Source organism: Saccharothrix sabaoui, assembly GCF_051756985.1.
GTDB lineage: Bacteria > Actinomycetota > Actinomycetes > Mycobacteriales > Pseudonocardiaceae > Actinosynnema.
The window spans coordinates 1-11,851 of record NZ_JBPKJK010000225.1; the positions used below are offsets into that span (position 1 = coordinate 1).

Annotated in this window: 14 protein-coding genes; 10 read left to right on the forward strand and 4 right to left on the reverse strand. The window is 75.1% G+C overall.

Going from position 1 to position 11,851, the window contains the following annotated elements; all coding sequences use genetic code 11:
- Positions 1 to 8 precede the first annotated feature (8 nt).
- From ACR807_RS38470 to ACR807_RS38480, 3 genes are read right to left on the reverse strand one after another with little or no spacing between them, the layout of a single operon-like run.
- Complete coding sequence (locus ACR807_RS38470; protein WP_438926454.1) at positions 9 to 1,118, reverse strand: CU044_5270 family protein; 1,110 nt, start codon at positions 1,116 to 1,118, stop codon at positions 9 to 11.
- Positions 1,111 to 1,716: an RNA polymerase sigma factor gene (locus ACR807_RS38475; RefSeq protein ID WP_438926455.1), complete on the reverse strand. Its 606-nt coding sequence runs from the start codon at positions 1,714 to 1,716 to the stop codon at positions 1,111 to 1,113. The genes ACR807_RS38470 and ACR807_RS38475 overlap by 8 nt, the downstream gene beginning before the upstream one ends.
- Positions 1,713 to 2,942 (reverse strand): isochorismate synthase, encoded by a 1,230-nt coding sequence (locus ACR807_RS38480; RefSeq protein ID WP_438926456.1) that lies wholly within the window; start codon positions 2,940 to 2,942, stop codon positions 1,713 to 1,715. The genes ACR807_RS38475 and ACR807_RS38480 overlap by 4 nt, the downstream gene beginning before the upstream one ends.
- Before the next feature lie 12 nt (positions 2,943 to 2,954).
- On the opposite strand from ACR807_RS38480, the gene ACR807_RS38485 reads away from it, so the two are divergent.
- The 7 genes from ACR807_RS38485 to ACR807_RS38515 are packed head-to-tail and all read left to right on the forward strand — an operon-like array spanning position 2,955 to position 7,772.
- Complete coding sequence (locus ACR807_RS38485) at positions 2,955 to 3,440, forward strand: DUF3592 domain-containing protein (RefSeq protein WP_438926457.1); 486 nt, start codon at positions 2,955 to 2,957, stop codon at positions 3,438 to 3,440.
- A 42-nt stretch (positions 3,441 to 3,482) separates the two neighbouring features.
- On the forward strand, positions 3,483 to 4,415 hold the full coding sequence (gene paaA / locus ACR807_RS38490; RefSeq protein WP_438926458.1) for a 1,2-phenylacetyl-CoA epoxidase subunit PaaA: 933 nt from the start codon (positions 3,483 to 3,485) through the stop codon (positions 4,413 to 4,415).
- Entirely contained in the window at positions 4,412 to 4,696 is a 285-nt protein-coding gene (paaB, locus tag ACR807_RS38495) for a 1,2-phenylacetyl-CoA epoxidase subunit PaaB (RefSeq protein ID WP_438926459.1), read from the forward strand. The genes paaA and paaB overlap by 4 nt, the downstream gene beginning before the upstream one ends.
- Entirely contained in the window at positions 4,693 to 5,583 is an 891-nt protein-coding gene (gene paaC, locus ACR807_RS38500) for a 1,2-phenylacetyl-CoA epoxidase subunit PaaC (protein WP_438926460.1), read from the forward strand. Before paaB ends, paaC begins: the two co-directional genes overlap by 4 nt.
- A complete protein-coding gene (gene paaD / locus ACR807_RS38505) occupies positions 5,577 to 6,071 on the forward strand; it encodes a 1,2-phenylacetyl-CoA epoxidase subunit PaaD (protein ID WP_438926467.1) in 495 nt (164 codons plus the stop codon). Before paaC ends, paaD begins: the two co-directional genes overlap by 7 nt.
- Positions 6,072 to 7,118: a 1,2-phenylacetyl-CoA epoxidase subunit PaaE gene (gene paaE, locus ACR807_RS38510; protein ID WP_438926461.1), complete on the forward strand. Its 1,047-nt coding sequence runs from the start codon at positions 6,072 to 6,074 to the stop codon at positions 7,116 to 7,118.
- Between the two features lie 18 nt (positions 7,119 to 7,136).
- Entirely contained in the window at positions 7,137 to 7,772 is a 636-nt protein-coding gene (locus ACR807_RS38515) for a hypothetical protein (RefSeq protein ID WP_438926462.1), read from the forward strand.
- A 132-nt stretch (positions 7,773 to 7,904) separates the two neighbouring features.
- On the opposite strand, the gene ACR807_RS38520 is transcribed toward ACR807_RS38515, so the two are convergent.
- Entirely contained in the window at positions 7,905 to 8,729 is an 825-nt protein-coding gene (locus ACR807_RS38520) for an inositol monophosphatase family protein (RefSeq protein ID WP_438926463.1), read from the reverse strand.
- 144 nt (positions 8,730 to 8,873) lie between these two features.
- On the opposite strand from ACR807_RS38520, the gene ACR807_RS38525 reads away from it, so the two are divergent.
- From ACR807_RS38525 to ACR807_RS38535, 3 genes are read left to right on the forward strand one after another with little or no spacing between them, the layout of a single operon-like run.
- Positions 8,874 to 9,977 (forward strand): glycosyltransferase family 4 protein, encoded by a 1,104-nt coding sequence (locus ACR807_RS38525; RefSeq protein WP_438926464.1) that lies wholly within the window; start codon positions 8,874 to 8,876, stop codon positions 9,975 to 9,977.
- On the forward strand, positions 9,974 to 11,083 hold the full coding sequence (locus ACR807_RS38530; RefSeq protein ID WP_438926465.1) for a glycosyltransferase: 1,110 nt from the start codon (positions 9,974 to 9,976) through the stop codon (positions 11,081 to 11,083). The genes ACR807_RS38525 and ACR807_RS38530 overlap by 4 nt, the downstream gene beginning before the upstream one ends.
- A 9-nt stretch (positions 11,084 to 11,092) precedes the next feature.
- Positions 11,093 to 11,782, forward strand: coding sequence for a demethylmenaquinone methyltransferase (locus ACR807_RS38535; RefSeq protein WP_438926466.1), 690 nt, complete (start codon positions 11,093 to 11,095; stop codon positions 11,780 to 11,782).
- The last annotated feature ends 69 nt before the right edge of the window (positions 11,783 to 11,851 follow it).

Below are 11,851 nucleotides of genomic sequence, written 5' to 3' on the forward strand. Positions count from 1 at the left end.
AGTCGCGGTCAGGAGGTCGCGCCCAGGGCGTTGACGACCTTGGTGGTGATGGCGGAGTAGCCGGTCACCGTGCCGGGCGCGATCCACGGGCTGTGCGGCTCCGGGCCGGCGACGGTGCGCTCGCCGATGAAGTCGCCGGTGGCCGGGTCCACGATCAGCTCGCGGTGCTCGTTCGGGCTCTCGACGGCGACGGCGACGCCGACGCGGCCGTCCAGGTTCACGTTGCCGTCGGTCACCGCCACGCCGTCGAGCGTCGCCAGCGCCCGGTACAGCGCGGCCCGCAGGTCGGCGGGCACGAGGCCGGTGTGCAGCAGCTGCACGGCCCAGTGGAACGCCGCGGTCGGCGCGCCGCCGCGGTGCGCGGTGGCGTCGCGCAGCCACTGCGCGAGGGCCTGCGGGTCGCGGGGGAGGCCCGTGTAGAAGTCCGGGTTGTCCCAGTCCCGCGGGTCGCCGCAGACCTTCCTCGGCTGCGCGTTCGGGAAGAAGTCGCCGCACTTCCCGCGCCGCTCGCCCTTCGCGGTCACGTCCGGCTCGGGCAGCGGGGCCTCGGACCGCGGCACCGAACCGCCCAGGAACTTCGCGCCCTCCAGCGGCGTGCGCCGGTTCAGCCACTCCTGGGTGATGTCGTGGGGGATCCAGGTCTCGGTGCGCGACTCGACCAGGTAGTCGTAGCCGGCCGGCGTCGGGTTCGGCTCGCCCACGGGGGTGCCCACCGCCACGCCGCGCTGGTTCCACTCGTGCGCGGCGACGTAGCGGTACTGGCCGGGCGCGAGCGGCTGGTCGACGGCGGTGATCGCGTCGGCCGCCATGGTCAGGTACTCCCGCGCGGACAGCAGCCGGACCGGCGGCACCTCGGACTCCGGGACGCCGGTGGCCGGCTGTTCGGCGACCTGCCGGGTGCCGGGGCCGCCGGTGCCCACCGCCACCACGCCGGTGACCAGCGCGGCGGCCGCGGCGACGGCGACCGGCAGGTACCAGCGGCGGGGCGCGGGGCGCTCCGGGGCGGCGGACTCGGCCGCCGCGGCGGCCAGGACGCGGGCGCGCACGGCGTCCAGCGGGGCGTCGGACGCGCGGGCGTCCCGGTTCAGGTCGGCGAGGGCGTCGTCGAGTTCACGCATCGCGGGTGGTCTCCTCGGAGAGCAGGGCCTGGAGCCTGGTGCGGACCCGGTGCAGCCGGGAGCGGACGGTGCTGTCGTTCTCGCCGAGCGCGGCGGCGACCTCGGCCGGGGACAACCCGGCCCACGAGGTGAGCAGCAGCGCGTCGCGGTCCTCGTCGCGCAGCCCGGCGAGGGCGCGGGCCAGCACGTCGGTGCTGCGCTGGGCGTCCACGCGGTCCGCGACGGCGGCGCCGTGGTCGGGTTCGGGGCGGCCGACGAGCCGCAGCCCGGCCCGCCTGCCCCTGGTCTCGCGGCGGAGGTGCTCGCGCACGAGGTTCGTGGCGATCCCGTAGAGCCAGCCCTTGACGGGCGCGCGCCCCGGGTCGTAGCTGCGCCGCCGCTTCAACGCCACGAGGAACGTCTCGGCGACCAGGTCGTCCGCCGCCGAGTCGCCCACCCGGCCGGCCAGGTAGCCGCGCAGCTGCCGCGCGTGCGCGTCGAACAGCTCGGCGAACGCGGCCGTCACGTCGGGCCCGCGGAGGTCCGGTGGGTCGTCCAGTGCTGTGGTCACGTACCGGTTGGCCGGAGCACCGCCCGGCGTCCCGGTGACCTCGGTCACAGCCCTTCGAGGGCCTCGCGGAACGGCAGCATCTTGGCGTGCGCCTCGCGCACCTCGGTGTCGGGGTCGGACTCGGCGACCAGGCCGCACCCGGCGAACAGGCGGGCCGTGCGGCCCTCCACCCGCGCGCAGCGCAGCGCGATGCCCAGCTCGCCGTTGCCGTCGCCGTCGACCCAGCCCACGGGACCGGCGTAGCGGCCCCGGTCCAGGCCCTCCAGCTCCTCGATCACCCGGATCGCGTCGGCCCGGGGCGTGCCGCCGACCGCGGCCGTGGGGTGCAGCGCCGCGCCGAGGGCGAGCAGCGACGGCGTGCCGCTCAGCTCGCCGATCACGTCGCTGGACAGGTGCGAGACGTTCGGCAGCCGCAGCACGGACGGGCCGTCCACGGACAGCGACGAGCAGAACGGCCGCAGCGTCTCGACCAGCGACGCCACCGCGTACCCGTGCTCCTCGCGGTCCTTGCCGGAGGACATCAGCGCGCCGGCCAGCTCGTCGTCGGACATCCCGTCGTGCGGCCACGTGGTGCCCGCCAGCACGCGCGAGTCGACCACGGACCCGGTGCGGCGCAGCAGCAGCTCGGGGGTCGCGCCGATCAGGCCGTCCACCGCGTACACCCAGCACTCGGGGTAGCGCTCGGCCAGGCCGGCGAGCACGAACCGGTGGTCGATCGGCTCGTCCGCGACGGCCAGCAGGTCGTGCGCCAGCACCACCTTGTCCAGTTCGCCCGCCCGCATCCGGGCCACGGCGGCGCGCACGGCCTCGCGGTACGCGGTCACGGGCAGCTCGCCGTCGGCGTAGCGCACCCCGGTCGGCCGCCGCACGGGCCGCACCCCGTGGTGCCGCGGCGCGCCGACGGTGGTGGTCCAGGTGTGGCCGCCGCGCCGGCCGACCACGACCTCGGGCACGACCAGCACCGAGCGGCCCGGCCGGTCGGAGAACGCCATGCTCGCGAACGCCACCGGCCCGCTGCCGGGCACGCCCAGCTCGTCGTCCACGTCCAGCGACGCGGTGAACTCGGCCCACCAGCGGTCGGCGGCGGCGAACCGATCGGGCCCCGACGCCTCGAACCGCGCCGCCTCGCCCCAGCCGACCAGCCCCGAGCCGTCGCGGACCCAGCTCAGCGCGCCGGTCGGCGAGGGCAGAGCGCCCACGAGGTCGTCGCCGGACGTGCGCCCGGTGTGCACGCGCAGCCGCTGTCGTGTTCGAGAGGCAGGAGCCGATGTCACACCAACGAGGGTATGGAGTCGTCCCTGAGAGACGGGGTGAGGACCGTCCTAGACTCCTCGGTTGTGGTGGACGACGCAGTGCGCACGGGTGCCCGCCCGAAGGTGAAGCTCCTGGTCGGCCGGGCGTTGCTGGTGCTGGGCGCGGTCGTCACGCTGATCGGGGTGATCCTGCTCGCGGCGTGCTGGCGCGACGACCTGATGATCGAGGGGCGGCTGGGCAAGGCGACCGCCGAGGTGGTCTCCGTCTCGTTCCAGCGCACGGTCGTGCGCTTCGCGACCCCGGACGGCGCGGTGCACAGCCCGTCGCAGGGCCTGCTCTACCCGGACGGCCTGGAGCCCGGCCAGCTCGTGCGCATCGAGTACGACACCGCCGACCCCGAGGTGGCCCGGGTCGCGGGCCGCACCGCCGTGCTCGCCCTGCTGCCCATCGGCACGTTCCTGCTCGCCGTGTGGGCGGTGCTGTTGCCGCTGGTCTGGTGGCTGCGCCGCCGCTTGTGACAGTTCTCCTCAAAAACAGCGTTCAGGTGTAACATCGCCTCCATGGACCTGGAGGCGGAGTTCGAGCGCACCGTCGCGGCAGGGCAGCGCGTCGAACCGCGCGACTGGATGCCCGACGGCTACCGCAAGACGCTGATCCGGCAGATCGCGCAGCACGCGCACTCCGAGATCATCGGCATGCAGCCGGAGGGGAACTGGATCAGCCGCGCGCCCTCGCTGCGCCGCAAGGCGATCCTGCTGGCCAAGGTCCAGGACGAGGCCGGCCACGGCCTCTACCTGTACGCCGCGACCGAGACGCTCGGCGCCGACCGCGGCGACCTGACCGGGAAGCTGATCTCGGGCAGGCAGAAGTACTCCTCGATCTTCAACTACCCGACGCTGTCCTACGCCGACGTCGGCGTGATCGGGTGGCTCGTGGACGGCGCCGCCATCTGCAACCAGGTGCCGCTGTGCCGCACGTCCTACGGGCCGTACGCGCGGGCGATGATCCGCATCTGCAAGGAGGAGTCCTTCCACCAGCGGCAGGGCTACGAGCTGCTGATGACGATGATGGGCGGCACCGACGCGCAGCGCGCCATGGTGCAGGAGTCCGTCGACCGGTTCTGGTGGCCGTCGCTGATGATGTTCGGCCCGCCGGACGCGGAGAGCGCCAACACCGAGCGGTCGATGGCGTGGCGGATCAAGCGCAACACCAACGACGAGCTGCGGCAGAAGTTCGTCGACATGACCGTGCCGCAGGCCGAGAAGCTCGGCGTGACGCTGCCCGACCCGGAGCTGCGGTGGAACCCCGAGCGCGGCCACCACGACTTCGGCCAGCCGGACTGGGACGAGTTCTGGCAGGTCGTCGGCGGCAACGGGCCCGCGAACAAGCAGCGCGTCGAGCACCGGCGGCGGGCGCACGAGGACGGCGAGTGGGTGCGCGCGGCGGCCGGGGCGCACGCCGCCAAGAGGGCTGTTCGGGAGGACGTCGCATGAGCTCGTCGTGGCCGCTGTGGGAGGTGTTCGTCCGCGGCAAGCGCGGGCTGAACCACGTGCACGTGGGCTCGCTGCACGCACCGGACGCCGAGATGGCCGTCCGCAACGCGCGCGACGTCTACACCCGCCGCAACGAGGGCGTGTCGATCTGGGTGGTGCCCGCGGCGGCGATCACCGCGTCCTCGCCGGACGAGAAGGACCCGTTCTTCGAGCCCAGCGGCGACAAGGTCTACCGGCACCCGACGTTCTACGACATCCCCGAGGACGTGCCGCACCTATGAGCTTCGACAACGCGTACGAGTCCCTGCTGGGCGAGGACGACGCGCACTGGGCGTTCGGCACCGGGTTCGCCGAGCCGCTGACCGGCGTCGACCGCGAGGTGCCCGCCGGCGTCGACCGCGCCGACCTGGCCGCGTACTGCCTGATGCTCGGCGACGACGCCCTGGTGCTGTCCCAGCGGCTGGCCGAGTGGACCTCGCGCGCGCCGGAGCTGGAGGAGGACGTCGCCCTCGCCAACATCGCGCTCGACCTGCTCGGCCAGGCCAGGCTGCTGCTCACCCGGGCCGGCGAGGTCGAGGGCGCGGGTCGGGACGAGGACGCGCTGGCGTTCCTGCGCGACGAGCGGGACTTCCGCAACGTGCACCTCGCCGAGATCGAGTGCGGCCCGGTCGCCGGCGGCGACTTCGCCACCACGATCGCGCGGCTGCTGGTGTTCTCCTCCTGGAAGGTCGCCTCCTACTCGCGGCTGAGGGGCAGCGCGGACCCGGTGCTCGCGGCCGTCGCCGAGAAGGGCCTGAAGGAACTGGCCTACCACCGCGACCACGCGGCGCAGTGGACCGTGCGGCTCGGCGACGGGACCGAGGAGTCCCACCGGCGGATGCGGGCCGGGCTGGAGCGGGTGTGGCCGTTCGTCGACGAGCTGTTCGCGCCGCACGCCGTCGAGCTGCGGCTGGCCGGCGTCGCGGTGGACCCGTCCGGGCTGCGGGCCGAGGTGGACGGGGTGCTCGACGCCGTGCTGTCGGCGGCCGGGCTGGAGCGGCCCGCGGACGTGCCCGCGGCGCGGGTGAACGGCCGGGCCGGGCGCGACGGCGTGCACACCGAGGCCATGGGCTACCTGCTGGCCGAGATGCAGCACCTGCACCGGTCGTTGCCGGGGGCCGTCTGGTGACCGCCTACGACGTGGCCGCGGGCGTGCGCGACCCCGAGCTGCCCGTGCTGACGCTCGCCGACCTCGGCGTGCTGCGGGACGTGACCGAGGCCCCGGACGGGCGGGTGTCGGTGACGATCACGCCCACCTACTCGGGGTGCCCCGCGCTCGACGAGATGGGCGCCGACCTGCGCCGCTCGCTGTCGGCCGCGGGGTACGGGCCGGTGGAGGTGCGGACCTCCCTGTCGCCCGCGTGGACCACCGACTGGATCAGCGAGGACGGCCTGCGCAAGCTGCGGGAGGCGGGCATCGCGCCGCCGTCCCGGCTGGGGCCCCGCGCCGTCGGACCGGTGCCGCTGAACCTGGTGCCGCCGCCCGCCCGGGTGGCCTGCCCGCGCTGCGGGTCGTCCCGCACGGCCGAGCTGTCCCGGTTCGGGTCGACGGCGTGCAAGGCGCTGCGCCGGTGCCTGGACTGCGCCGAGCCGTTCGAGCACGTGAAGGAGATCTGAGTGGCGCGGCCGGGGTTCCACAAGCTGACCGTCGCCTCCGTCGAGGGGCTGTGCTCCGACGCGGTGGCGGTGACGTTCGACGTGCCCGCCGCGCTGGAGGAGGTCTTCGCCTTCCGCGCCGGGCAGTTCGTGACCCTGCGCAACGGCGACGAGCGCCGGTCGTACTCGATCTGCGCGGCCGTCGGCACCCCGCTGCGCATCGGCGTGCGGCGGGTGGACGGCGGGCTGTTCTCGACGCTGCTGGTGGACCGCGTGCAGCCCGGCGACGTGCTGGAGGTGCTGCCGCCGGCCGGGAACTTCACCCCCCGCGACCTCGTTGCCCCCGGCGACCACCACGCGCTGGTCGTCGCCGGTTCGGGCATCACGCCCGCGCTGTCGATCGCCGCCACCGTCCTGGCCGCCGGGGCGCGCGTCACGCTGCTGTACGGCAACCGGCGGGCCGACACGGTGATGTTCGGCGACGAGCTGGCCGACCTCAAGGACCGGTACCCGGCGCGGTTCCAGCTCGTGCACGTGCTGTCGCGGGAACCCCGGGACGTCGAGCTGTTCTCCGGCCGGCTCGACGCGGCGAAGCTGCGGGCGCTGCTCGGGACCGTCGTGCCGTGGGCCGACGTGGACGACTGGTGGCTGTGCGGCCCGTACGGGCTGGTGACGGACGCGCGGTCGGTGCTGTCCTCGCTCGGCGTCGCGGACGACCGCGTGCACCACGAGCTGTTCCACGTGGACGAGCCGCCGCCCGCGCCGCGCCGCGCCGACGAGTCGGTGGTGGCCGCCGCGACGTGCACCGTCGTGCTGGACGGCCGGTCCACCGACGTGCCGCTGCCCGCGGACACCCCGATCCTCGACGCGGCCCAGCGGGTGCGCTCCGACCTGCCGTTCGCCTGCAAGGGCGGCGTGTGCGGGACGTGCCGCGCGCTGGTCGTGTCGGGCGAGGTGGAGATGCGCCGGAACTACGCCCTGGAGCCGCGCGAGGTGGAGGCCGGTTTCGTGCTGACCTGCCAGTCGGTGGCGCGGACCACGGCGATCACGGTCGATTTCGACGCCTGATCTGGCACATTGGTGCACATGGGACGGTCGGCGCTGTGGGGACTGCTCATCGGCACGGTGCTGATGACGGCCTTGTTCATGTTCGGCCTCGCCCTGCCTACGGCCGACGACGAGGTCAACGTCGTCGCGAGCCTCATCGCCTCGCTGATGCTCGGCACCCTGATCGGCGGCGTGCCGGGCACCCTGCTCGGCCTGGTCGTGGGCGCCGCCCGCCGCCCGCGCCACCAGGTCCACCCACCCCTGGCCCACCCGCCCCTGCCGCCCCTGCCGCCCCCGCCGCGCCTGGCGCCCCCGCCCCCGAACGACCGCTGGTCCGCGATGGTCGCGAGGTGCGAGCTGGCCGTCAGCCGGGTCAACGCGGCGGTGGCCACCGTCCCCCTCTCCCCGGCCCGCGAGTGGTTCCAGCGCATCGCCGCCCAGTTCGGCGCGGAGCTGGGGGACGTCCGCCGCATCGCCGACCTCGGTCGCGCCCTGGGCGCCGGCCAGGACCACCCGGTGTCCCAACGCCTCGCCGCGGCGGTGCACGACTTCACCGCGTTCGAGGACGAGGTGGGCCGCGTGGCGCTCCGGATGTTCACCCAGCCGTCCCTCGACAACGCCCGCGTGCACCTGGAGGTGCTGGAGCAGCAGCTACCGCACCTGGGCAACAGCTGACGGGCCGGTAGGCGTCCGGACAGCGCGAAACCCGGCAACCGACCGTCCGGACGGTGAACCGGGTCCACTTCCGGGTCCTACTGGACCCGGCGGGGACAACTCTGGCGCAGAGCGGGCCCTGCGTCAAACGGCCTAACGGGCCATCGACGACTGCCACCACCCGAGGACCTCCTCCGCCACCTCCGGCATGGCCACGAGCAGGCCGTCCACCGGCAGCGGGGCGTCCTCGCCCCTCCGGTCCAGCACGACGGCGCCCGACTCGACCGCCAGCGCCACCGCGCCCGCCACGTCCCACTCGTGGTAGCTGTGCAGGACCGCCGCCGCCGCGTGGCCCAGGGCCACCTGCGCGACCGCCAGCGCCTTCGAGCCCAGCACCCGCACCCCGGTGCCCGCCACCGCCGCGCGCGAGATGAACTCGCCCATCCCCGGCCACGGCCCGGTCCTCGTCATCTCCGTGCACACGATCGCGCTGACGGCCTGGTCGCCCAGCTTCACGGGCGTGCCGTTGGCCCTCATCCCGCGCCCCCGCGCCGCGGCGTAGATCTGCGCCCGGTACGGGTCGGCCACGACGCCGACGACCGGCCCCCACCGGTCGACCAGGGCGAGGCTGTAGGCGCACCACGGCACGCCCGCCACGTAGTTCGCGGTGCCGTCCACCGGGTCCACCACCCACCGGAACGGCACGTCCGCGGCGACGTCGGTGTCGACGTTCTCGCAGAGCACCGGGATGTCGGGGAACTCCGCCGTCAGCACGCGCCGCGTGTGGCGCTCCAGCGTGCGGTCGGTGTCGGTCACCCAGTCGAACGGCGACGCGTCGTCGTCCGGTCGCGCACCGCGCCCCGCCGTCGCCATGATGACGTCGGACGCGTCGTTGGCCAGGCGACCCGCGACCTCCAGCGCGATCGACACCAGGCCGGGATCGACGGGCTGCGCGGGTCGGGACGACAAGACGGTCATGCCGACCTAGTGTCACCGCAGAGTGTGGCCGCGACGCGTACTCCAGGTGAAACCGCGGCCAACGTCAACGCCGTCGCGCGGAGTTCCGCGGGCGTTCGCCGAGGTGTCACGCCGACGTGTCCTCCGGCCCGCAGGGTGGTCGGCGTGCGCGTAGCGATCGTCACCGAGAGCTTCCTCCCCCGGGTCAACGGCGTCACCAACTCCGTCCTGCGCGTGCTGGAGCACCTGCGGGCACGCGGTCACCAGGCCCTCGTCGTCGCGCCGGGCCCCGGCCCCGAGGACCACGGCGGCACGCCCGTCGTCCGCGTCCCGGCGGTGGACCTGCCGCGGTTCAGCTCGCTGCCGGTGGGCGTGCCGACCCGCCGCGTGCTGACCGCCCTGCACGACTTCCGGCCCGACGTGGTGCACCTGGCCAGCCCGTTCGTCCTGGGCGCGCGGGGCCTGTCGGCGGCGCGCGCGCTCGGCGTGCCGACCGTCGCGGTCTACCAGACGGACGTCGCCGGGTTCGCGGGCCACTACGGCCTCGGGCTCACGGCGCGCGCCGCGTGGCGGTGGACGCGCCGGCTGCACGCCCGCGCCGACCGCACGCTCGCGCCGTCGACCTGGGCGGTGGCGGCCCTGGAGGAGCACGGCGTGCCGCGCGTGCACCGGTGGGGCCGGGGCGTGGACGTGGAGCTGTTCCGCCCGGACCGCCGCGACGACGCGCTGCGCCGCGCGCTCGCCCCGGGCGGTGAGCTGCTGGTCGGGTACGTCGGCCGCCTGTCGCCGGAGAAGCGGGTGGACCGGCTCGCGGCGCTGCGCGACCTGCCGGGCGTCCGGCTCGTGGTCGTCGGCGACGGGCCGGAGGAGGAGCGGCTGCGCCGGGAGCTGCCGGGCGCGGCCTTCCTGGGCTTCCGGTCGGGCGCGGAGCTGGCGACCGCGTACGCGAGCCTCGACGTGTTCGTGCACACCGGGCCGCACGAGACGTTCTGCCAGGCCGTGCAGGAGGCGCTGGCCAGCGGCGTGCCGGTGGTGGCGCCGGACGCGGGCGGGCCGCGCGACCTCGTGCGACCGAACACCGGCTACCTGTTCATCGACGACGACGGGCTGCGCGCAGCCGTCGAGGACCTGCGCGACCCGCTGCGCCGCCGGCAGTACGGGCAGGCGGCGCGGCGCTGGGTGCGCGGCCGGACGTGGGCGGCGGTGTGCGACGAGCTGCTGGGCCACTACGCGGCCGTGCTGGACGTCCAGGAGCGGCGCGCCGCGTGAGGATCGTGCAGCTGGCCAACTTCTACGGCCCCCGCTCCGGTGGCCTGCGCACGGCCCTGCACCACCTGGGCGCCGGGTACGCCGCGCACGGCCACGAGGTCGTCCTGGTGGTGCCCGGCCCCGCGCACGCCGACGAGCGGCTGGCCGGCGGCGTGCGCCGCGTCACGCTGCCCGCCCCGCGCATCCCCGGCACGGGCGGCTACCGCGCGGTCGACCCGTGGCGGGTGCGGGCGCTCCTCGACCGGCTCGCGCCGGACCGGCTGGAGGTGTCCGACCGGCTCACGCTGCGCGGCATGGGCCGCTGGGCGGCGGAGCGCGGCGTGCCCGGCGTGGTCATCTCGCACGAGCGGCTGGACCGGCTGCTGGAGCAGTTCCTGGTGCCCGCCGGCGTGGCGCGCCGGGTGGCGGACGCGGCCAACGCCCGCATGGCCGCCTCCTACGACGCGGTGGTGTGCACGACGGCGTTCGCCCGCGAGGAGTTCGACCGGATCGGGGCGCGCAACGTCGTGCGCGTGCCGCTGGGCGTGGACCTGCGCACGTTCACCCCGGCGCGGCACGACCGGTCGCTCAGGGCCGACCTCGCGCGGGGCGCGGACGCGCTGCTCGTGCACTGCGGCAGGCTCTCGGCGGAGAAGCACGTCGAGCGCAGCGTCGACACCGCCGCCGAGCTGCACGCCGCCGGGCACCGGGTCCGCCTGGTCGTCGCGGGCGACGGACCGCGCCGGGAGGCGCTGGAACGCCGGGCCGCGGGCCTGCCGGTGACGTTCCTCGGGTTCCTGGGCGACCGCGCGGCCGTGGCGGACCTGCTGGCCGCCGCCGACGTGTCCCTCGCGCCGGGCCCGCACGAGACGTTCGGCCTGGCCGCCCTCGAAGCCCTCGCCTCCGGCACGCCGGTGGTGGTCTCGGCGTCGTCGGCGCTGCGGGAGATCGTGCGGCCGGGGTGCGGGGCGGCGGTGGCCGACCACGCGCCGGCGTTCGCGGGCGCGGTGAACGCGCTGCTCGACGACCCCGAGCCGGCCCGCCGGGGCGCGGCGCGGGCACGTGCCGAGGAGTACCCGTGGCAGGCGGCGGTGGACGGGATGCTGGCCGCTCTGCGCGTCACCTAGGCTGTTTTCATGTCGCGCGCAGGTCTGGACAAGAACCCCCGCGAGGTCGCCGAGATGTTCGACGGCGTGGCCAAGGGCTACGACCGCACGAACTCGGTCATGACCCTGGGGTTCGACCGGCGCTGGCGCGAGTGGAGCAGGCGGGTGCTCGACGCCCGCCCCGGTGAGAAGGTGCTGGACCTCGCGGCGGGCACGGCGGTGTCCACGGTGGAGTACGCGGCGTCCGGCGCGTGGTGCGTGGCGGCGGACTTCTCCGTCGGCATGCTGCTCGGCGGGCGGCACCGGGACGTGCCGAAGGTCGCCGCCGACGCGCTGCACCTGCCGTTCGCGGACGGCGCGTTCGACGCGGTGACGGTCAGCTTCGGGCTGCGCAACTTCAACGACACCGAGGCGGCGCTGCGCGAGATGGCCCGCGTGGTGCGGCCCGGCGGCCGGCTGGTGGTGTGCGAGGTGTCGACGCCCACGTTCCGGCCGTTCCGGTACGTCTACATGCGCCACCTGCTCAAGGTCCTGCCGCTCATCGCGAAGTTCGTCTCGTCCAACCCGGACGCCTACAAGTACCTCGCCGAGTCGATGCGCACGTGGCCCGACCAGCGCGCGCTGGGCGAGGTCGTCGCCCGCGCCGGCTGGGAGGACGTGGCCTGGATGAACCTGACCGGCGGCATGGTCGCCCTCCACCGCGCCACCAAACCCGCCTGACCCCCGCCGAGAGTCCAACCCCCAGGCCCCGAGAGTCCAACGCCGGGGCCTCGAGAGTCCAACGCTCAG